Source organism: Nocardioides sp. YJ-D4, from assembly GCF_054031495.1.
In genome coordinates, this window is sequence record NZ_CM132932.1 from 4302395 (window position 1) to 4322409 (window position 20015).

General features: G+C 68.6%; 18 protein-coding genes. 9 read left to right on the plus strand and 9 right to left on the minus strand.

Translation table 11 applies throughout. The features are described from left to right. Window positions 1-2: 2 nt before the first annotated feature. The 3 genes from ACW14X_RS20680 to ACW14X_RS20690 are packed head-to-tail and all read right to left on the minus strand — an operon-like array spanning window position 3 to window position 3202. Entirely contained in the window at window positions 3-755 is a 753-nt protein-coding gene (locus ACW14X_RS20680; protein ID WP_457163124.1) for a sugar phosphate isomerase/epimerase family protein, read from the minus strand. Window positions 756-757: 2 nt separating this feature from the next. Next, window positions 758-2197 (minus strand): hypothetical protein, encoded by a 1440-nt coding sequence (locus tag ACW14X_RS20685; protein WP_457163125.1) that lies wholly within the window; start codon window positions 2195-2197, stop codon window positions 758-760. An 18-nt stretch (window positions 2198-2215) separates the two neighbouring features. Then, on the minus strand, window positions 2216-3202 hold the full coding sequence (locus tag ACW14X_RS20690; protein ID WP_457163126.1) for a hydroxyacid dehydrogenase: 987 nt from the start codon (window positions 3200-3202) through the stop codon (window positions 2216-2218). Window positions 3203-3416: 214 nt separating this feature from the next. Between ACW14X_RS20690 and ACW14X_RS20695 the strand changes: the two genes are divergently transcribed. Genes ACW14X_RS20695 through ACW14X_RS20705 form a run of 3 tightly spaced genes read left to right on the plus strand, consistent with a single transcriptional unit; the run spans window position 3417 to window position 6562 of the window. Then, complete coding sequence (locus ACW14X_RS20695; protein ID WP_457163127.1) at window positions 3417-4676, plus strand: ABC transporter substrate-binding protein; 1260 nt, start codon at window positions 3417-3419, stop codon at window positions 4674-4676. Between the two features lie 30 nt (window positions 4677-4706). Beyond that, entirely contained in the window at window positions 4707-5693 is a 987-nt protein-coding gene (locus ACW14X_RS20700) for a carbohydrate ABC transporter permease (RefSeq protein ID WP_457163128.1), read from the plus strand. Further along, window positions 5690-6562, plus strand: coding sequence for a carbohydrate ABC transporter permease (locus tag ACW14X_RS20705; protein ID WP_160027514.1), 873 nt, complete (start codon window positions 5690-5692; stop codon window positions 6560-6562). The genes ACW14X_RS20700 and ACW14X_RS20705 overlap by 4 nt, the downstream gene beginning before the upstream one ends. A gap of 35 nt (window positions 6563-6597) precedes the next feature. On the opposite strand, the gene ACW14X_RS20710 is transcribed toward ACW14X_RS20705, so the two are convergent. Continuing rightward, complete coding sequence (locus ACW14X_RS20710) at window positions 6598-7359, minus strand: FadR/GntR family transcriptional regulator (protein ID WP_457163129.1); 762 nt, start codon at window positions 7357-7359, stop codon at window positions 6598-6600. A 232-nt stretch (window positions 7360-7591) separates the two neighbouring features. On the opposite strand from ACW14X_RS20710, the gene ACW14X_RS20715 reads away from it, so the two are divergent. The 4 genes from ACW14X_RS20715 to ACW14X_RS20730 all read left to right on the plus strand — a co-directional run bounded on the left by ACW14X_RS20715 (window position 7592) and on the right by ACW14X_RS20730 (window position 11289). Continuing rightward, window positions 7592-9484: a right-handed parallel beta-helix repeat-containing protein gene (locus ACW14X_RS20715; RefSeq protein WP_457163130.1), complete on the plus strand. Its 1893-nt coding sequence runs from the start codon at window positions 7592-7594 to the stop codon at window positions 9482-9484. 126 nt (window positions 9485-9610) lie between these two features. Next, window positions 9611-10078: a nucleotidyltransferase domain-containing protein gene (locus tag ACW14X_RS20720; RefSeq protein WP_457163131.1), complete on the plus strand. Its 468-nt coding sequence runs from the start codon at window positions 9611-9613 to the stop codon at window positions 10076-10078. Further along, entirely contained in the window at window positions 10078-10437 is a 360-nt protein-coding gene (locus tag ACW14X_RS20725) for a HepT-like ribonuclease domain-containing protein (RefSeq protein ID WP_457163132.1), read from the plus strand. The genes ACW14X_RS20720 and ACW14X_RS20725 overlap by 1 nt, the downstream gene beginning before the upstream one ends. Window positions 10438-10518: 81 nt before the next feature. Further along, window positions 10519-11289: an enoyl-CoA hydratase/isomerase family protein gene (locus ACW14X_RS20730; protein WP_457163133.1), complete on the plus strand. Its 771-nt coding sequence runs from the start codon at window positions 10519-10521 to the stop codon at window positions 11287-11289. Between the two features lie 5 nt (window positions 11290-11294). On the opposite strand, the gene ACW14X_RS20735 is transcribed toward ACW14X_RS20730, so the two are convergent. Then, window positions 11295-11879, minus strand: a complete 585-nt coding sequence (locus ACW14X_RS20735) for a hypothetical protein (protein WP_457163134.1) — start codon at window positions 11877-11879, stop codon at window positions 11295-11297. A gap of 64 nt (window positions 11880-11943) precedes the next feature. Between ACW14X_RS20735 and ACW14X_RS20740 the strand changes: the two genes are divergently transcribed. Further along, window positions 11944-12393 (plus strand): MarR family winged helix-turn-helix transcriptional regulator, encoded by a 450-nt coding sequence (locus ACW14X_RS20740; protein ID WP_350843034.1) that lies wholly within the window; start codon window positions 11944-11946, stop codon window positions 12391-12393. A gap of 8 nt (window positions 12394-12401) precedes the next feature. Here the strand turns inward: ACW14X_RS20740 and ACW14X_RS20745 are convergent, their stop codons facing one another. The 4 genes from ACW14X_RS20745 to ACW14X_RS20760 form a co-directional block, all read right to left on the minus strand. Next, on the minus strand, window positions 12402-14618 hold the full coding sequence (locus tag ACW14X_RS20745; RefSeq protein WP_457163135.1) for an MBL fold metallo-hydrolase: 2217 nt from the start codon (window positions 14616-14618) through the stop codon (window positions 12402-12404). An 812-nt stretch (window positions 14619-15430) separates the two neighbouring features. Further along, on the minus strand, window positions 15431-16705 hold the full coding sequence (locus tag ACW14X_RS20750) for a DUF222 domain-containing protein (protein WP_457163136.1): 1275 nt from the start codon (window positions 16703-16705) through the stop codon (window positions 15431-15433). 512 nt (window positions 16706-17217) lie between these two features. Then, entirely contained in the window at window positions 17218-17601 is a 384-nt protein-coding gene (locus ACW14X_RS20755; protein WP_457163137.1) for a DoxX family protein, read from the minus strand. A 22-nt stretch (window positions 17602-17623) separates the two neighbouring features. After that, complete coding sequence (locus ACW14X_RS20760) at window positions 17624-18691, minus strand: Lrp/AsnC family transcriptional regulator (RefSeq protein WP_457163138.1); 1068 nt, start codon at window positions 18689-18691, stop codon at window positions 17624-17626. Window positions 18692-18825: 134 nt separating this feature from the next. Between ACW14X_RS20760 and ACW14X_RS20765 the strand changes: the two genes are divergently transcribed. Continuing rightward, window positions 18826-20010 carry a dipeptidase gene (locus ACW14X_RS20765; RefSeq protein WP_457163139.1) on the plus strand — a complete coding sequence of 395 codons (1185 nt, stop codon included), beginning with the start codon at window positions 18826-18828 and terminating at the stop codon, window positions 20008-20010. Window positions 20011-20015: the final 5 nt, after the last annotated feature.

Sequence of the window (20015 nt, forward strand, 5' to 3'; positions counted from 1 at the left end):
GGTCAGGTCGTCTGCGCGATCCATTCGCGCAGACGACCTGCCTCGCTCGGCAGCAGCGACATGTCGTCGTCGGGCAGGAACTCCAGCAGTACGTCGGTCGGCCGCCCGGTGGCGGCGAGCATCTCCAGGGCCGCCGGCCACAGGTCGGGTCGGGCCGCCAACGGCAGCCGCTCGTGACGTGGCCACCAGGAGAACGCGTGCACCGCGCGTACGTGCGGGAGCAGCCGGGCGAGCCCGGCCAGTGCCACTTCTGCCGGCTCGCCCACCCGAGGCTGCCAGTAGGTGCCGACGTTGGGCCGGTCCACTTCGGCGAGGAGGTCGAGGGTGGACTCGACGGTGTCCGCCAGGGTCAGGTCGTGGTGCTCGAAGGCGAGCTCGAGGCCGTGACCGGCGGCCTCGTCGGCCAGCCGCCGTACGCGGCGTACGACCGCGGCGCGCTCGCCGGGGGAGGCCTCGGCCGAGCCGGTGGTGCCCGCCCAGATGCGTAGGCGTGTGCACCCCAGCGCCTGCGCTGCGCCGATCAGCGCGCCCCCGTCGTCGTCCGCCGGTGCCCGCCAGTAGGTGCCGTAGGAAGCGACGGCCAGCCCGGCGGCGGCGGTCGCGTCGGCCAGGCCGCGCAGGTCGCCAGGCGGGGCGTGCACGTCGGCGCCCCACTCGATGCAGGCCAGGCCGGCCTCCGCGGCGACCTCGAGCACTCCGTCCGTCGGGAGATGACGGGCGGTGACCGAGCACAGTCCGGGGCGCAGCAGGGTCATGGTCAGAGCTCTCCCTGATAGGTCGTGCCGAGCGTGGAGACGTCGGTGGGTCGATCGGAGGTGTCCACGCGTCGCATGCCGTCGTTGGTCTCGAGGAAGAGTGGCGCCTCGGGGTAGCGCAGCTCGTCGTCGAGCGGCTCCTTGTCGGTCCACGCGAAGAAGTCGCGCCCGAATACCGCCCGGTCCTTGCGGCCGTAGAGGTGGAGGTCGCCTGCGGTCAGCGGGCTGCGGATGCACCAGTGCACGCCGTGCTCGGACCATACGGCCCGGTTGGTCATCAGGACCGACTGGCGCTCGTCGGGCGTGAGCACCGTCGTCCAGAAGTCCGGGCCCGGGTCCTCGACGTCGTCGGCGAGGAAGACCAGGTCGTGGGCGTGCCACGCGGTGCTCGGGGCGACGTCGGCCTCGGTGCCCCAGTGGGTCGCCGAGGCGAAGTAGCCGGCCGGCGCCTGATAGTGCGCGTACGTCGCCCGGCAACGCGCCATGAACTCCTCGAGCTCGGCGTCGGGGCGCACCCGGCACACCTCGCGGATGCCGTGCAGCGACAGTCCCATGCCCGCGATCAGCATGGGGGTGTCGCTCTTCAGCGTCGTGCTGGGTGCGACGTACCAGTAACGGTGGAAGCGGGTCTGGCCGTCCGCGTCGGTCCATGCGGAGCGGGCGACATGGCGGCACAGCCGGACCGCCTCGTCGAGGTAGCGCTGCTCGCCCAGGCGCAGGTGGCCGAGCAGCAGCGGCATGATCATCAGGCCGTAGTACTCCGCCGGCTCCAGGATCCCGCCGGCGACCCGATCCTCGGCCTGGCGCCAGGTGCCTGAGGAGTCGGCGTCCGGGACTCCGGGCTCGTGGTGGCGGGCGATGAGGACGTCGAGGTCCTCGCCGATCTCCGCCAGGCCGCTGTCGTCGCCGGTCACCTCGGAGAGCAGCAGCTTGACCCACACCCGGGCGTACTCCTGGTTGCAGGTGCCGTCCTCGGCCGGGCGGCCGCCGCCGAAGGAGTGGAGGGCGACCAGGTTGCGGCGCACCACGTCGACGATGCGGTCGACCTCGGCGTCGTCGAGCAGGTGCCGGGCGTGCTTGAGCCCGAGGAGCAGACCGATGCTGCCGGTGGCGTTGTGGATCAGGCCGGTCGTGGCCGACTCCCCGACCTGGAAGCCGACGTGCTTGTACTGGTCGTCGTCCTGCAGCGCGCTGCTCTGGAAACGCATCATCCGCCGCCACACCTCGGCGGCCCGGTCATCGGGCCGTGCGGCGAGGAGCTGTGCGACGGCACCGAGAGCCGGCGCGGAGAAGGCGGCGTGGCCGCTGGTCCAGTCGAGGAAGGTCGCGGGGTTCGTGCCCCACACGCTGTGGTTGTGGAAGCCGTTGATCGCCCCTTCGTCGGTGACCCAGGTCAGGAACCAGCGGGTGAGGTGGGCGAGGTCGGGCGCAGGTTTCGTCATGGGGGTCTCCGATGGTGTTCAGGCGCTGGTTGCCAGGGTGGCGGGGTCGACCGGGCGCAGCGGCGGCCGGCCGTCGATCAGGGCACGCACCTCGTCCACGGCGGCACGGCCGAGGCGGCGCAGCTCGCTGCCCTGCGAGCCGGCGACGTGCGGGGTCAGGGCGACGTTGGGCAGGCCCCACATCGGATCATCGGCGGGGAGCGGCTCCGGCTCGGTGACGTCCAGGACGGCCCGCAGCCGTCCCGATACGAGCTCGGCGCGGAGCGCGTCGTGGTCGACGACGCCACCCCGGGCGGTGTTGATCAGGGTCGTGCCGTCGCCCATCAACCCGAGCAGGCGGGCGTCGACCAGGTGCCGGGTCTGCGGCAGCAGCGGCGCGTGCAGCGATACGACACGAGAGCGTGCGAAGAGATCGTCGAGGCCGACGAGTTCCGCACTCATCTCGGCGGCGCTGGCCGCGTCGATCGTCGGGTCGCTGACCAGGACGGTGAGGTCGAACGGGGCGAGCAGCTCGAGCAGTGCCCGTCCCGTGGCTGAGGCGCCCAGCACGCCGATGGTCGTGCCGTACGCACCGTCGATGGTGTCGTCGACGGTGAGGTCGGGAGCCACCCGCTCGGCGCGGAACCGCTCGGCCAGCGGCAGGACGGACTTCGTCGCCCACAGCACCGCGGCCAGGGCGTACTCGGCCACCGGGCGGGCGTTGGGCTCCACGCCGCAGGTGACCCGCAGGTCGCGCTCCCAGGCCGCCGGGGTGAGGAAGTACTTCACCGAGCCCGCGGCATGGACGACGGCGCGCAGCCGTGGCATTCGGGCGAGCGCCGACGCGTCGATGGTCGGCGTGCCCCAGGCTGTGATGAGCACCTCCACCTCGGCGGCACCCGGGTCGTCGTAGGACGTGAGCACGGCGTCGGCATCGATGTCCACGAGCTCGCCCAGCTCGGCCAGCAGGGTGGCATCGAAGAACCGATGCTGAAGGTCGGGAGTCATGGCGAAGGCGGCACGCACGAGGCGGCTCCTCTCGGTGTGGTCGAGGCTGGTTGGACCGTTTCAAAAATGTCTAGAACGGGCTTGCCTATTTAAACATCATATGTGTTATCTTCGTCACGTTAGTGCCCGGGATAGCGCTTTCCTAATCCTGGTGGTCGGCAGCTCGCATCGCCAGGATCCCCACGAACAACCTCCGTCGGAGAGATCGACGGACGACGAAACGGAGACTCCTGTGGAGACACGACGCATGTGGAGGGTGGGTGCTGTCGCGGCGGTTCTCTTCCCCCTGATCGCGACCGCGGCCTGTGGAGGCAACGGCGCCGCCAGCGACGACAGCAAGGAGGTGCGGGTGCTGGTCAACCTGACCGACAACCTCACCAAGGACTTCTGGAACGACCTGGTGAAGCCCTTCGAGGACGAGACCGGCATCGACGTCAAGATCGAGGGGCCGACCGGCACCAACGTGAGCGAGACCTTCAGCTCTCAGCTCGCCGCGGGCACTGCCCCCGACGTGGTGCAGTCGATCTTCCCGGACGACCAGATCGCTCCCGAGGTGCTCGACCTCTCCGACGAGAGCTGGGTCGAGGACACTCCGATGGTCGACACGTACGCCATCGACGGCAAGCGGCTGGTCGCCGGTGTCGGCTCCCAGGCGCAGTCGCTCGTCTACTACAACAAGACGGCCTTCGAGAAGGCCGGCATCAATGCCACGCCGCAGACCTGGGACGAGTTCGACGCTGCGCTCGGCAAGCTCGCCGACGCCGGCTACACCCCGCTGCAGACCGCGGGCCAGTGGCAGACCGGCCTCCAGCTCCAGCAGCTGTGGCACCCCACCCTCAACACCGAGCAGCCCGAGTGGCAGTCGACCGTCGCCGACGGGAAGCTGACCCTCGGTGACGCCTTCGAGCCGATGTTCGAGCACTACGCCACCTGGCTGGGTGACGGCTACATCAAGAAGACCGATGTCGGCCTCGACCCGACCACGGCCGACGCCAACTTCATGGACGGCAAGGTCGGGATGTACCCGCTCGGGAGCTGGCTCGTCGCCAGCCTGGACAACGCGGGCGAGCTTCCGTTCGAGGTGGGCGTCTTCTCCCCGCCGGTGGACGAGGGCATGGCCTACCCCGGCCCGCAGGGCGCCACCATGGCGAGCCCCTACATGGTCTACGCCGGCAGCGAGCGCTCCGACGAAGCCCTCCAGCTCGTCGAGTATCTGGTGACCGACCAGGCCGCGATCGAGAGCCAGCTGACCGCCGACGGCGTGTTCCGTGCCGGCGCCTCCGTCGAGCAGTCGCCGGTCGCGACGGAGATCCAGGCGATCATCGACGAGGCACCCGAGCTGGTGGCGGTGGGCGAGGGCGCGGGCGACATCCGCCTGCCCGTCGTGGGCCTCAACGACAAGTTCACCGAGATCGTGCAGAGCCTCTACACCGGAACCAGCCCCGAGGACGCCGCGAAGGCGCTCGATGACTGGGCCGAGCAGAATGGCTGACCCCTCGGGGCCACGACGAGGAGAACGATGATGGCTCTCATGAGCGTCAGCAACACCGACAGCCCTCCCGCGGCAGTGGACCTGCCGCGGGAGGGAGGGGCCCGGCCTCGCCGGGCGATCGGCCGGTCATCCGGTTCCCGTCCGCGCACCTCGCGGTGGGTGGAGGCCTCGATGGTGCTACCCGCGTTGGTGGTCTTCGTCGGGCTCCTCGTCGTGCCCGTCGGGTACGCCGTCTACTACAGCTTCACCGACTACAACGGCTTCCCGACGCAGACCCCGGAGATCGTCGGCTTCGACAACTACGTCAGGATCTTCGAGTCCGCCGACGTCCGGGGCTCCATGACGGTGACCGCGATCGTCGCGGTCGCGGGCTCGATGGTGGTCAACGCCGCGGCCCTGGGCCTGGCCCTGCTGTTGTGGCGCACCACCCGCTTCACCGCGTTCGCCCGGGTGGTCATGTTCTACCCGCACGTGCTCAGCCTGATCGTCGTCGGCTTCCTCTGGTCGGCGATCCTGGGCCCGCAGGGGGCGGTCAACTCGGTGCTGGAGAACCTGGGCAGCAGCCCGCTCCCGTTCCTCAGTGACGAGACCTGGGCGCTCGCCACCCTGATCCTCGTCATCGCCTGGGCGCAGTTCGGCGTCCAGCTGCTCATCTATCTCGCGGGGCTCCAGGCAGTGCCCGCCGAGCTCTTGGAGGCCGCGCGCATGGACGGTGCCAACCGCTGGCAGACCTTCCGCCACGTCACCTGGCCGGCGCTCGCGCCCTCGGTGACGGTGGCCCTGATCACCTCGATGATCTCGCTGCTCAAGACCTACGACGTCGTCGTCTCCCTGACCGGCGGCGGACCGGCAGGATCCACGAAGACCTTCGCCTACCAGATCCTCGCCGTGGAGTTCCCCAAGCGGCAGGTGGGACTGGCCTCGGCCGAGGCCGTGGTCCTCATCCTCGTGGCCGCGATCCTCGCCTTCGGCGTGCTCGCGCTGCGCCGCCGCCACGACCAGGGGGCGCAGGCATGAGCGCGCTGCAAGCACTGACGGGTCGGCGGAGCTCGACCGGCGAGCGGCGTACGCCGTTCTGGTACGCCATGGTCACAGCACTCTGCGTGGTGATGCTGGTCCCGATGTACCTCCTGGTCGTCAACGCGTTCAAGGACCAGCGCGACATCATCAGCAGGCCGTTCTCGCTCTCGCCGGGTCAGTTCACGCTCGAGCATCTCGTTGCGGCCTGGAACAACCCGGACTTCGACATCGCGTTCGGCTACGCCGTGACGATCGGGCTGGTCATCTGCGTCAACATCGTCTCCATCGGCGTGTGCGCGCCCGCGGCGTACGTCATCGCGCGCTCGCCGCGGCCGGTGTTCGGTGCGGCGCTGCTGTTCTTCATCTCGGGCATGTTCATCCCGACCCAGGTGATCCTGGTGCCGGTGATCTTCGTGCTCCGCGCGATCGGGCTGATGTCGACGTTCCCGGGGCTGGTGCTCTTCATGGCCTCGGCGACGGTGCCGTTCACGATCTTCGTCTTCACCGGGTTCATCCGGATGCTGCCCGCCTCGCTCGACGAGGCGGCGGCGATCGACGGTGCCGGTCCGTACCGGACGCTGTGGACGATCATCCTGCCGCTCATGAAGCCGATCGTGGCGACCGTGTTCATCCTGAACACGTTGAGCGTGTGGAACGACTTCGCCAGCCCGCAGCTCATCCTGGGTCCCGGCTCGGGGCTTTACACGGTCACCACCGGTGTCTACGCCTCGGTGGGGGAGTACTCCGCCGACTACACGCAGGTGTTCCCCACGCTCCTGCTCGCCGTGCTACCCATCCTGGTGATCTTCGTGCTCACCCAGCGCTGGGTGATGAGCGGCCTGGCCGCCGGAGCGGTCAAGGGGTGAGGTGTGGGCGGCCAGGTGGCCGCCCACACCCGGGCTCAGTCCTTGCGGTTGGCGTCGGGCAGCGGCAGCCTGCGGCGGCGCCACGCCTCGAGGATGTGGTTGTTCATCGCGTCCTGCGCCCGCACCGGGTCGCCCTCGGAGATGGCGGCGAGCACGGCCTCGTGCTCACGCAGGGTCAGGGCGAACGCGTCGGGTGTGTCGACTCCGTGGTACCGAGAGCTCTCCAGTGCGTGGTCCATGAGCGTACGAGCGATGTTGCCGGCGAGCCGGTTGCGGGAGAGCTCCATGACGGTCTCGTGGAAGGCGACGTCGGCGGCGCGGAAGACATCCTCGTCGGCCGTGCTCTCCCGCATCCGCTGCATCGCCCGGTCGAGCTCGGTGACCTGCTCGTCCGACCGACGCTGGGCGGCCTCTGCCGCCATCACCGACTCCAGTTGGGCACGGACGACGCTGAGCTCGTCGAGGATGCCCAGCGTCTCGTCGTGCTTGATCAAGGCGGAGAGGACCACTCGGTCCATCGTGTTCCACGCCGTCATCGGGCGCACCTCGGTGCCGCGTCCGCGCGCGATCGTGACGAGACCCTTCTCCTCGATGCGCTTCACGGACTCGCGTACGACGGTGCGGCTCACGCCGAACTGCTCGCTGAGCGGTCCTTCGGGCGGCAGCGCGTCACCCGGAGCCAGGCGCCCGGAGACGATCGCGTCGACGAGCTCGTCGACGACGACCACGCCGAGCATCGGCTGCCGGTCGCGCGGCTGGGAGAGGACCGTGGTGGTCCGGGAGAGCGGTTGCGGCATAACCGGAAGTGTAGGACATCGTACGTCGCCGCGACGCTGATCCGGCCGTGCGGCGTGGACGCATCCGGGCATCTCATCATCCAGGCAGGTCTTGACACGTCATATGTATGACATCACGCTAGGTGCGTGGCGCATGTCACACGGAGCTCGTCTCGGAGGCCGCACGGCCACCCCTGGGTGGTCCTTCTGCCTCTCGCCGGGCGCTCCGCCCCCATAGAGAAGGGAACGGACCATGCAGCAACCAATGACGCGCCGCCTGGGCGCGCTGGCCGCGGCGGCCGTCGTAGCGGTCACCGGGTTCGCGGTCACCACACAGACCGCCGGCGCGGCGGGAGGAAAGTGCAAGGCCCTCTGGGTCGCGCCCGACGGCAGTGACGAGGCCGCCGGGTCGGAGAGTGCCCCGTTCGCGACCTTGGAGCGTGCCCGCGACGAGATCCGCGACAAGAAGCTCAATGCCCAGATGGGTTGCGACGTCACGGTCAACGTCCGGGCCGGTGAGTACCAGGTGGACTCCACGCTCGAGCTCGACGATCGTGACAGCGGAAGCAACGGCCACGACGTGGTCTACCGGTCGGTGGACGGACCGGGTAAGGCGGTCCTGACCGGTGCGAAGGAGCTGACCGGGTGGGAGCCGTTCCGCGACGGGATCTACAAGACCAAGGTCGAGCCGGGGCAGCGGTTCTACACGCTGTTCGAGGACGGCGCGCGGGCCGAGGTCGCCCGCTATCCCAACCGCGGGTCGGAGGACTCGCACGGGCCGTACCTCTTCTCCAAGCTCGGCGAGCCCGAGAAGGAGGCCGTGCGGCAGTGGCTGTACTGGGAGGAAGGTGACTGGGACCCGGCGTGGGACGACACCCCGACCAGCAACCCCTTGGCCAACGCCCAGGTGACCGTGTGGTCCGGTGGCTCCTGGAGCTGGTTCACCGACACCGTGCCGCTCGGTGGGGCCGACTACCGCAAGGGCTTCACCACGCTGAAGTACTGGACCCGCTACGCGCTGGTCAACAGCGGTGGCGGCTCGCGCTACTTCATCCAGAACGCTCTCCCGTTCCTCGACCAGGCGGGTGAGTACTACTTCGACTACGCCAACAACGAGATCTACTACAAGCCGAAGGGCGACATCAGCAAGGTGCGGATCATGGCGCCGACGGTGAAGAAGCTGATCGATGTGAAGGGTGCGACGCCGGAGCGGCGGGCACGCGACATCACCTTCGACGGGATCGGGCTGCAGCACAGCGACTTCGTCGACTGGTACCGCGCGGGATGGATCTCGGCGGGCGACTCGGGAGAGCCCCACAAGTACCCCGAGTACGACCGGCAGATCGAGATGCCGCGCAACCGCTTCGGGGCGATCACGCTGGAGAACACCAAGGACATCACGCTGACCAACCTGCATGTCTCCGACACCGGGTTCATGGGTGTCTACGCCCTGTTCGCCAACGAGGGGCTGAAGGTCACCAACAGCCTGTTCGAGAACATCGGCGCGGACGCGATCAAGATCGAGGGTGGCTGGCCCGGCGAGGGCGATCTGAGCCACGGGCACACGATCTCCAACGTGTTCATCGACCACATCGGCGAGCTGGTGCCCGGCGACGCTTCCGGGATCGAGCTGATGGACACCGGCGACAACCTGGTGGAGAACGTCTTCGTCAACCACTCCGCGCGGTACGGCATCAGCCTGGAGTCGCGTCCGGAGGTCGTCGACGGCGAGCAGTACACCGACAACAACACCTTCCGCTACATCGAGATCCAGAACGCCGGCCTGGACTCGGGTGACATGGGCGCGTTCTACACGTACGGCGTGGCCAACCAGGATCCGCACCCCATCAAGAACAAGGTGGAGCAGATGGTGATCGGTGACGTGCTGACCGACCCGGTCGGGGAGATGCCCGACTCCGGCACGCGCGGCATCCACATGGACGCCGGCGGCTGCGGGTTCTCCTTCGCCAACATCGAGGTCGGTGAGACCACCGACCAGTCCTACCAGTCCTACCAGTGCAACGAGGTCACCAACGGCAACTGGAACGACGGGTTCGACGCCTCGAAGATGGAGTACGACAAGATCGGCATCACCTCGGAGTTCCCCTACGACGTGACCGCCCAGATCGAGGCGGCCCGCTCCTAGGGATCCGCTGACCCGGCTGCGTGCCGGGCGCACCGCCACCGCAGGCCCGGCGCATCGCGCCGGGCCTGCGGCCGTCTGGGGTGATCGGCCTATCGGCACGAGCGGTGATAAGGTTCCCTTATGACTGTGCTGGCTGCGTACCGCCAAGCGCGACATGACGAAGAGGTCGCGCGGCTCAGGCGTGTCCTTGCGCTGCGGGCGATGGTGGCGTCGGGAATGAGTCAGCGGGAGATCGCCGCCGAGCTCGGGGTGAGCCAGCCGGCGGTCAGTCAACAGCTGAAGGTTGCGCAGGACCTGGCGCGGATGCACCCCGAAGCTCTGGTCGAGGCTGCCGGGCCGATCCTCCGGAGTGCTGCCGAGGATGCGGGCTACCGCCGGCTCGCGGTGTTCGGGTCGGTGGCTCGTGGTGAGGCACGATTCGACTCCGATATCGACCTCGTCGTCGAAGCGCCGGAAGGGACGTCGTCATTCGGGTTCATCCGGTTCAAGAGGGTGCTCGAGCAGATCCTCGGACGAGAGATCGACCTGGTTGACTATGGCGGCCTCAAGCCGCGGCTTGACGATGACGTACGACGTGATGCGGTGTTGCTCTGATGGATCTCAAGGGAGCCAAAGAACTGCTGCACATTCAGGCTTGGTTCGTGCGAACTGACGAGATCGTGCGTCGAGGCAAGGATGCTTACCTCACCGACGTGCTTCTTCAGGAAGCTGGAGACTCGCTCATGATGAAGCTCGGCGAGGCGGCGAACCGGCTCTCCCGGCTGGGTGTCTTGGCGCCCGACGGCGTCGAGTGGGCACTCGCCGTTGCGAACCGCAACTTCATCATCCATCAGTACGACGAGATCAACCGTGAGCTCACCTGGTTGACGCTCGCGAGCGACCTACCGGCGTGGGAGGCGTCGCTGCAAGGGCTCTTTGACGAGGCTGCGGCGACGCTCCCGCCGGAGGCATAGGCGCTGCTCCCGTAGGTAGGGGTCGTCTAAGTTGGTGGCGCGTCGCGCGACGTACTCCTGCCCGAAGGGAACGGCGAAGCCATGAACATGAACGAACCAGGTGCGGATCTGAGTATCGACGGTGTGGTGGCGACCGTGCTGCTGGACCGTCCGGGCGTACGCAACGCACAGCATCCGGCGATGTGGGCGGCGATCGCGGGGTTTCTCGAGTCGCTTCCGGCTGAGGTGCGGGTCGTGGTGGTGCGCGGGTCCGGCGGCACGTTCTCCGCGGGGCTGGACCTGTCGCTGGTCGATCCGGGGCAGACCGAGGTGGCTGGGAGCCTCGTCGCGACGCTGGCAAGGAGCGACCAGGAGGTGATCGACCTGATCGGGGAGTATCAGCGGCCGTTCGCGGCGCTGGCGGACCCGAGGTTCATCTCGATCGCGGTCGTCGAGGGGTACGCGATCGGTGCCGGTTTCCAGATGGCGCTGGCGTGCGACCTGCGGATCATGGCCGACGACGCCTGGGTCTGTATGAAGGAGCCTGCGCTGGGGCTGGTTCCCGACCTCGCCGGCACCAAGCCCTTGGTCGAGGCCGTGGGCTATGCGCGAGCGCTCGAGATCTGTGCCACCGCGCGCAGGGTGGGCGCTGCCGAGGCCGAGTTGATCGGGCTCGCGCAGAGCGTCTTGCCGGCCGCTGAGCTGGACTCGGCCCTCACCGACCTGGTCGGGTCGCTCGTCGCCCATGATGCGACCGCGGTGCGGCGTACGCACGAGCTCTTGGCGGCTGCGTCGAGCCGGAGTCTCGACGAGCAGCGCCTCGCCGAGCGCACCGCCCAGGTGGGCCGCCTCCGCGCCGTGCTCGGACGCTGATCCGGCTACGACACCGGCTGGCCGTGGTCGACGAAGTCGATACCGAGGGCCAACTGGCGCAGCCGGGTGCCGAACCAGGCCGCCGCCAGGCAGATGACGAGGTACATCGAGACGGCCTGGGTCGCGTAGTTGGGGTAGTGGAGCACCCAGGTGACCTGGTCGTCGGGGGAGGCCGGGTCGGCCCAGATGTAGGGCATCATCCAGGCGATGAAGCCGCCGGTCAGCTGGGACGCGATGAAGATCAGCAGGGCCTCGCCGGCGCGACTACACCACTGGCGAGGCAGCTCGCGACGGAGCGCGGGCCCGACCTTGCGGACGAGTCCCGGGCGCCATGCGCCGCCGGGCGCGACCCGGGCCGAGATGCGCGGTGCCACCGCGATCAGCAGGAAGGACAGCACCAGAAAGGCGGTGATGCCGAACGAGGTGATCCCCGGAACCAGGGCGACCCGGCTCCGCATGAGCCCAGGGGTCAGCAGCAGTGCGGCGAGCGGGGCTCCGACGAGCAGAGTCGCGACGTAGCAGCGGAGCAGGGCACCGGCGAAGGTGGGGGAATCAGTGGTCGTCCGGGGTGGCGAGAGCTCGATCCTCATGGGCGGAGACTAGCCTGTTATTTCACTAAGGTGAAACAAATTAGCGAGGATGGGAGGTGGCCGCATGTCCGAGGAGGGCGACCGGCTCGGCGCCGAGCTGAGCCTCCGCGTGGTGATGTTCCATGAGGCCATCGCCCGCCGGCTGGGCGTCAGCAACAGCGAGCACAAGATGCTCGACCTCGTGGCCCGCCATCCCGACGGCATCACCCCCGGCGAGCTCTCGGCCGCGACCGGCCTGAGCAATGCGGCTGTCACCAAGATCGTCGACAAGCTGGTCGCCGCCGACTACGTACGCCGTGAACGCAGCTCGCGTGATCGCCGGTCGTTCCGGATCCACACCACACCGCATTTCCAGCAGACCTCACGCCCGACGGCGGCCGGCCTCGCGCGACGGATCGAGGAGATGAACCAAGGCTTTGACCAGCAGGAGCTGGCCGCCATCGGACGCTGGGTCACCGGTGTCATCGAGGCGCTCCGGATCGAGACCGAGCGCCTGGAGTCAGGCGATCACTGACAGGGTCGTCAGTCGGCCTCGAAGACGGGGGTGCCGTCGGTGGGGACGACGATGGCGCTGGCCGGGGTCAGGTCGACCCGGTAGGTGCCGCCGGCGCTGACCGTGGCACGCACGGCCTCGGCCTCAGCGCGGCTGCCGAGGCGCTGCGTACGCAGGATCTCGGTCACCTCGGGCCGGATCGACTCGACGGGGCCGACGCCGGGGAGGAAGCCGCCGTAGGAGTCGAGGACGTCGAGCTCGAACTGGACGTACCAGCCGTCGGGGTCGTGCACGAAGCTGTCGATCTTGATGTTGATGCCGTCGGCCAGGAGCGGGATCAGCGGGTTGCGGTTGAGTGCGCGGTCGTAGCCGTGCTGCACCTGGCCGCCGTCGACCAGCCGGACGCGTACGTCCTGGGCGCCGTTCTCGCGGCCGGGCTTGAACGGACCGTAGGTCTCGATGCTCTGGTAGCCGGGCTGGGTGTCGGCGATGGCGTTGGTGGCGGTGGCGTACCTCTTCTCGAGGTAGTTCACCCACTCACCGGGGACCATCGCGTCGAGCATCGTGAGCTGGCGGTCGCTGTTGGCCGGGTCGTTGTTGTAGGCATTGAGGGCCTGGTAGATCTCGACGAGCGGGAACTGGTTGGCGTGCTGGCCGGTGACGTAGTCGGGCGCGACCCGCTGCTGGAGCCAGGCGAGGTTGTAGGGGAATCCGAGCCGCTGCCAGCCGTTCGTCGGGGTCACGGTCCTGGCGCTCCAGCCGTAGCCGCCCATGTAGCCGAACGTCAGGCGCTTGCCGTCGCGAGGGTTCTCGACCTCGAACACGAACGAGGCCGACCCGGGAGTGTGCCCGGGCGACCACAGCGGCATCAGGCGTACGTTGCCGAAGTCCATCCACTCGTCGTAGACGAGGAAGTCGCTGCGCTCCCGGATCAGGGTCTCGCTCGCGGGCAGCGCCGGTGGGAGGTTCCAGGTGTTGCCGACGGCGTCCTGGCCGAGTCCGACGATGTCCTCGCGCGGGGAGTGGAGCCGGACGCTGCCGCCGGCGTTCTCGATCATCGTCACCAGCTCGACCGTGGAGCCGTAGTGGTCCCCGTGGCCGTGGGCCATGATGATGTCGTCGATGTCGCGCGGGTCGAAGCCCATGGCCTCGATGTTCTTCCAGTAATGGTAGCCGCTGTTGGGCCAGCCGGTGTCGAGCAGGACGAGCCGGTTGTCGCGCGCGCTCCGGGTGCCCATGTCGGTGTTGAACAGGTAGCAGGAGACCTCGTTGTCGCCGACGAAGTAGAAGGTGTCGGGCACGATCTCGAAGGGTTCGGTGCTGCGGGTGTAGGGCGCCGCGGTGACGCCCGTCGCGACGATGTCGACGTAGCGCTGCCCCGAGACCGGGTCGACGCCCTTGTCGGTGAGCAGGTCACTCTGTGTGGGTACGTCCCACACCGGCTTGCCGTCGGAGACGTCCTGCGGTGTGAAGTAGAAGATCTGGCGCACCCGGGCGTCGTCGGCGTCGCGGAAGTCGCGGTCGAAGACGACGAACGCCGCCTGGCGTTCGGTCGTGCTGTAGGCGTAGTCCCTCGTCACCGGCACCGCGGCGAACGTCGAGGAGCGCGAGGCGGCCCAGTTGGCTGTGTCGACGCGGTAGACCTCGACATCGGCCGCGACCCGGTAGGTCTCCTCGTAGCGTTTGCTCGGCCTGGGGAGCGGGCGGCCGCCGATGTCCTCGGTCACCTTCCGTCCGTCACCGATCGTGATCGTGCGGCCGCTCTTGGCGTAGACCCACCCGGCGGCCACCATCGCCCCCGGGCTGCCGTCGCGAGGCGCCAGCTCCGGGCCGTACTTCTGCGTCGAGAAGACGGGCCTGGCCGACTTCGTCAGCACCGTGTGGAAGGGCTGGGTCTGGTCGTCGTCGACCACGACCTCGCCGCGCTTGACCACGAAGTCGACGAGCGCTCCCGGCGCGAGACCGGCCGCGATCTGTTCGGCTGCACTGGGACGTACGCGCTGGGTCACCGCCAGCCGGGGGCCGCCCTCTGCCAGCACCGGCACCTCGACGACCGCCTGGGTGCCCTGCTCGACGACCTTCGCGTCGCCGATGACGAACCCGACCGCGACCCCGTTGCGCTCGAGCCGCCGCTCCGGGACCGAGGCGTACGCCGCCTGATGGGTCGCCGCTCCGCTCGCTGCCAGCGCCCCGCCACCGGCCACCGTCGCGCCGACCTTGAAGAGTGAACGACGATCGAACTCCATGCCCATGCCATTGCCTCTCGCGATTGTCCTCCCTGGAGGGAGGCCGCTGGATTGGCAGCCTAGGAACGGCTCCGAACACGCGTCCAAGCCCGTTTCGGACTGACGTGATGCGCCTTCGGTATGACGACGGTCACACCGGGTTTGCGTGTCTCGCACCGTGATCGGGTTTGTCGGTCTTGGTTTGGTCTCGGTTCGCCGCGCAGGAGGTGGCCGTGGTTTCGTTCCTGGGGTTCGCCGCCGACCCTTGGTTCGATTGTTTCTCGATCACACACCGCGTCAAGGACGGGCTTCGCCCGCCGGCTTCGCCGGTCGCCTGCGGCGATCCTTGACCCGGTGCGCGATCGAGAAAGACTTGGCCTGTATCGGGTCGGCGGCGAGAGTTTGGCGCAGCGGATTCAGTTTGGGTGCGGGCTTGGGGTCGTGGGCTGGCCATGCGCGCCGGCGGATCGTGCCTCGGGGGTGCCTACGGCAGTGGGCGCGAACTTGTGAATGGTTCACAAGCGAGCCGTTGTCCTTGACCGGGTCGGGTTCGGTGCCGGGTCTGGTTCCGGCCGGGTCGCGAGTTTCCCACGGATCGGGAGAGTTCCCCACGGGCATGGAGGTTCCCCACTCTCCGGAGCGTGGGGAACCTTCACTGGAGTGGGGAAGCGTCCCCGTGAGTGGGGAGACGGCGCGCGTGGAGTCGAGAAGGTGGCCGGAACGCTGGTTGGGCACCAGGACACGCACCCTTCAGCGAGAGCCGAGACCGGTCGACGGTTGGAGTCGTCGGGCCCGACGGGCAGGCCCGGTGAAGTGGTTCCTCGCCCAGTCGGTTAGGGGCGGCGGGTGAACCTGATGGTGCCGTCGGGTAGTCGCTCATGAACGTAGGCCGCGTTGTGCGCCAGGCGATGATGATGCGGACACAACAACGCCCCATCTTTCAGATCGGTCTTCCCGCCGGCCGCCCAGGGTTCGAGGTGGTGGGCGTCGCACCATTCCGGTGGCATGTCACACCCCTCGGCCTGGCAGCACTTGTGCTGCAACCGGAGCGCCTTGCGCTGGATGGGCTGGAAGAACCGACTGCCCCGGCCGGCGTCGAGGACCTCACTGTCACCACCGAGGACCCAGGGGATGATGGTGGCGTTGCACGCCATCCGCCTGGCCTCCGCTGCGCTGATGGTGGTGCCGTTGGTCTCGTCATAGCCCAGGGTCGCGATGCCGAGGTCCTTGCGGAGCTCCTCGAGGGAGATGACCACGTTGACCACGGTGGCGTCGCCACCGTGACGCGGCAACGCGGCCGGGTCGACGGTCTCGAGGAGCCTGGCGAAGCCTTGGCCCATGAGTCGTTCCCACGGCGGCAGCGGAGCGCCCTTGGCGACGAGTTGTTGTTTGCGGGGTTGGGCCCAGGCCTCGACCAGCCGCTTGAACCGCATCCCGATCGAGGTCGGCAACACGCCGTCGAACCCGACGGTGCCGTCGTGGTTGTCCCATACCCGCAGCGCGGTCTTCTGCTGAGCACGCTCCTCCTCAGCCAGCAATGCTTTGGCTTCGGCGTCCTCGAACCGGGCTGGGTCGATCTCACGCAGGATCCGTCGTCCGACGATGCGGAGTTCGTTGGCGGTCAACCGACCGGCGTAGTCAACGAGGAGTTTCTCAGCCAACACCAGGTCCTCGCCGCTGGCGACCGGGTCGGCCTCGATCTTGTCGAGCGCCTGGGTGATCACCCGGGCCTTGTCCTGGGACACCACACCCTCAGCGAGGCCGGCGGCCACGAGGTCGTACTTGGTCACCGCGGCCGCGAGCTTGATCTGGGAGCGAGCCACGGCTTTGTCGACGAGCAGCTCGGTCCGCATCCATCCGGAGGCTTCCTTGGCACCGGTCTCCTCGGCGATGTCGCCAGCCGTGGCGAGCACCCGCAGCTTCAAAGCGGCTTGCTGGGCCTGGAGCTTCTCCAGCCGCTCGAGCAGGTCCTTCTTCTGATCCGTGCGCCAATAGGCAGGATCGGTCGCGAGGAGATCTTGGAGGGCGGTTTCGATGGCGGCCAGGGCGGCGTCGATCGCATCACCAGGGTTGGTGCCCCAGGGGTCGATGTCGCGGCCGAGACTCATTGCTGTCCTCTCCTCGGAGGTGTGCTGTGATGTGTCTGATTCTACGCCTCAGATGCTCATCCGACTATCTATTTTCCCAGGTCAAGCACTGTTTTCGCGGTGAGCGAACGGCATCGTTTCTGTGGATGGTAAGTGGCCCGAAGGGCCACCCTCACGCCCCGTCAACGCCAACCCAAACGCGCAAGATTCCGCTGCGCCACACCCGGGCCGCCGCCCCGATAGCCAGCCAAGTTCTTTCTCGACGGGCGCCGGTGTCAAGGACCGCGAAGCGGCCGGCGAAGCCGGCGGCCGAAGGCCGTCCTTGACTCCGGGGTTCGTCGAGAAGACCCTCAAAGCAAGGGTCGGCGGCCTCGACCACCCTCCGAGCGAAACGTCCCGGCAGGGAGAGCTCTCCGCACCCCCAACCAGCAAAGCCACCGTGTTGGTCTCGACACGCTCGCTGGCGCTCGCGGCTCGACCAGCGACAGAGACGGTCTCGTCGACGAGACAGATGCGCCGACTCGACGAGCTGGTCAGGCGGTGAAGGGCGTGGTGCCGAAGCGGCCGACGACGATGAAGAGGGCCAGGGCGAGGTAGACGACGTTGACCGCGACCAGCTTGGGCTGGCCGAGACGGCCGTGGGTGATCATCGCGCCGATCATCAGAGCGACCCAGCAGGCGGCGGTGACGGGCACCATGACGGGCGCGATGCCGAGCACAGCGGGAAGGACGAGCCCGATCGCGGCCAGGATCTCGAGGACGCCGAGGGTCCGGACGAAAGTGGGGCTGGCGCCGCGGGTCCAGGCGGCGCCGTCGTGCTGGGACAGCGTCTCCAGCGGCACGAAGGTCTTGGTGAAGCCGCCCGCCAGGGCGACGAGGGCCAGCAGTCCAGCGGTGATCCAAAGGGCGATGTGCATGTCTCTCTCCTGATCTGTGGGTTCACCCCTGGAGACGAGACGGCTCCTCGCCGTGTGACGTGCGGTCGGTGCTCGCTGGGTAGGGCACGAGCGTGCCGGTGGAGCGGCCGACATCGTCGAGCCTCCAGCCGAGGCGCTTGATCTGGCGAAGGACGATCGCGGACTCGACCACCTCGAGCGGTGCGAGGTCGCGCTGGAGATGCTCGTGGAGAAGCATCGCGCTCTCGACGGAGCGCGTCCAGGTGCTGATCAGCAGGTTCGTCGGCCCGGGCAGGCCGACGACCTGGCGTACGCCGGGCGTGGCCCGGAGGCGCATGACGCATTCGGCGACGTCGCCGACCGGTACCCGGCACCAGGTCTGGACGACGATGGGCAGAGAGGTCAGGCCCTGGGCGACCTCGCAGCGGAAGGTGAGCGCGTCGGAGGCGAGCAGCTGGCCGAGCTGGCGGCGGGTCGTCGACAGCGGTCGGCCGGTCTGGCGGGCGATGTCGGCCGCGGTGCTGCGACCGTTCCGGATCAGCGCCTGGGTGAGGGCAGCGTACGGCTCGGTCCAGGGGTTGATCGGAGCAGACGCGGCGCCACCGGTGTCGCGCTGGTCCGGGATCCGGGCCACCGCCCGGGCGCGGTCGTGATCGAGCCCGCCGATGCGCCAGTTGCTCGCGTCGACATGCAGCCGGGCGACATGGTGGGCGCGTACGCCCAGGACCCCCGGCAGGGCGGACAGGTCGTCGAGCAGCAGCTTGGGCATGTCGCCGGAGTCGAGGCCGACGGCCGTCACGATCAGCCCGTAGTCGCGGGCCGCCTCCTCGATGGTGATGATCGTCGGCCACGCGGCCAGCTCCTGGGCGAGGGCACCGGACCGACCGCCGACGCAGGAGATCTCGGCGATGGCGAGGTTCGTCCCGTCGATTCCCCGGGGCCGCGGATGGCCCATGACCCAGGCGCTGCCGTCGGCGCGCAGCCTCTCCCAGCGGCGGCTCAGGGTCGTCGGTGAGGTGCCGAGCGCGGCGGCGAGGTCGGTCCAGGACGCGCGCGGCCTGATCTGGAGTGCGTGGATGAGCGAAATGTCGTCCTCATCCAGTGTCGCCATGGTCACATCCTGTCCGATCGCCCCGGCAGGCGAGCGATTCGGTCCAATTCACCTGTCGCCGGCGTACGCGCCGCGATACTCGTCCCGCCGTGAGCTCGGCCGTTCCGAGCCTGCCCGAGAGGATCCCGAGAAACATGACCCGACGCTGGACGAAGCGCGTGCTGCTGGCCGTACTCACCCTTCTTGTCGTCGGAGGTGGCGGCTTCTTCGCGCTGGCCCCCGGGATCGTGGAGAACTCCCAGAACAAGATCCGCCCGGCCAGCCTGCCGGAGGTGACGCCCGAGACACGACAGCTGCACGACTCCCTGCAGGTCATCGACATGCACAGCGACACCCTGATGTGGGACCGCGACGTCCTGGAGCACTCGGACCGGGGTCACCTGGACCTGCACCGGATGGAGGACGGCAACGTCGCGCTGCAGGTGTTCTCGTCGGTCTCGAAGTCGCCGAAGGGGCAGAACTACGACAGCAACACCGGGGACAGCGACAACATCACGCTGCTGACCTTCGCCCAGCTCCAGCCGCCCCGAACCTGGACATCGCTGCTCGACCGCTCGCTCTACCACGCCCAGAAGCTCGACAAGGCGGCCGCGGACTCCGACGGCAAGCTGCGACTCATCCGCTCCCGTGCGGATCTCGACGCCCTGATCGCCGACCGTGAGGCCGGGAAGCAGGTCACCGGCGCGCTCTTCTCGGTCGAGGGCCTGCAGAACCTCGAGGGAGACTTCGACAACCTGGACACGCTCTACGACGCCGGCATGCGGATGGCGGGGTTCACGCACTTCTTCGACAACGAGGTCGCGGGCTCCATGCACGGGGTCGAGAAGGGCGGTCTCACCGACCTCGGGCGCCGCGTGTTCGCCGAGATGGAGCGCCGCGGCATCGTCGTCGACATCGCCCACGCCAGCCACGCAGCGGTCGCCGAGATGCTCGCGATGGCGACCAAGCCGGTGGTGCTCAGCCACGGCGGCGTGCAGGCGACCTGCGACGTCAACCGCAACCTGACCGACGAGGAGGTACGCGGGGTCGCTGCGACCGGCGGCGTCGTCGGCGTCGGCTACTGGGACGCCGCAGTGTGCGACCTGACCGTCGAGGCGGTCGTCGACGCCATCGACCATGTCGTCGAGGTAGGGGGCGTCGAGACGGCAGCCCTCGGCAGTGACTACGACGGCTCCACCACCGTCGGCTGGGACGTCGGTGACCTCGCCGCCATCACCCAGGAGCTCGTCGACCGGGGCTATGACGAGACCGAGGTGGCAGCAATCATGGGCGGCAACACGCTGCGCGTGCTCCGCGCCACCCTGCCCGACCAGGTGTGATGACC

What these genes read in the sequence shown, in the direction of transcription:
- ACW14X_RS20680 (WP_457163124.1), bottom strand. Translation starts at nt 755, where the DNA reads ATGACCCTGCTGCGCCCCGGACTGTGCTCGGTCACCGCCCGTCATCTC.
- ACW14X_RS20685 (WP_457163125.1), bottom strand. Translation starts at nt 2,197, where the DNA reads ATGACGAAACCTGCGCCCGACCTCGCCCACCTCACCCGCTGGTTCCTG.
- ACW14X_RS20700 (WP_457163128.1), top strand. Translation starts at nt 4,707, where the DNA reads ATGGCTCTCATGAGCGTCAGCAACACCGACAGCCCTCCCGCGGCAGTG.
- ACW14X_RS20705 (WP_160027514.1), top strand. Translation starts at nt 5,690, where the DNA reads ATGAGCGCGCTGCAAGCACTGACGGGTCGGCGGAGCTCGACCGGCGAG.
- ACW14X_RS20710 (WP_457163129.1), bottom strand. Translation starts at nt 7,359, where the DNA reads ATGCCGCAACCGCTCTCCCGGACCACCACGGTCCTCTCCCAGCCGCGC.
- ACW14X_RS20715 (WP_457163130.1), top strand. Translation starts at nt 7,592, where the DNA reads ATGCAGCAACCAATGACGCGCCGCCTGGGCGCGCTGGCCGCGGCGGCC.
- ACW14X_RS20725 (WP_457163132.1), top strand. Translation starts at nt 10,078, where the DNA reads ATGGATCTCAAGGGAGCCAAAGAACTGCTGCACATTCAGGCTTGGTTC.
- ACW14X_RS20730 (WP_457163133.1), top strand. Translation starts at nt 10,519, where the DNA reads ATGAACATGAACGAACCAGGTGCGGATCTGAGTATCGACGGTGTGGTG.
- ACW14X_RS20735 (WP_457163134.1), bottom strand. Translation starts at nt 11,879, where the DNA reads ATGAGGATCGAGCTCTCGCCACCCCGGACGACCACTGATTCCCCCACC.
- ACW14X_RS20740 (WP_350843034.1), top strand. Translation starts at nt 11,944, where the DNA reads ATGTCCGAGGAGGGCGACCGGCTCGGCGCCGAGCTGAGCCTCCGCGTG.
- ACW14X_RS20745 (WP_457163135.1), bottom strand. Translation starts at nt 14,618, where the DNA reads ATGGAGTTCGATCGTCGTTCACTCTTCAAGGTCGGCGCGACGGTGGCC.
- ACW14X_RS20750 (WP_457163136.1), bottom strand. Translation starts at nt 16,705, where the DNA reads ATGAGTCTCGGCCGCGACATCGACCCCTGGGGCACCAACCCTGGTGAT.
- ACW14X_RS20755 (WP_457163137.1), bottom strand. Translation starts at nt 17,601, where the DNA reads ATGCACATCGCCCTTTGGATCACCGCTGGACTGCTGGCCCTCGTCGCC.
- ACW14X_RS20760 (WP_457163138.1), bottom strand. Translation starts at nt 18,691, where the DNA reads ATGGCGACACTGGATGAGGACGACATTTCGCTCATCCACGCACTCCAG.
- ACW14X_RS20765 (WP_457163139.1), top strand. Translation starts at nt 18,826, where the DNA reads ATGACCCGACGCTGGACGAAGCGCGTGCTGCTGGCCGTACTCACCCTT.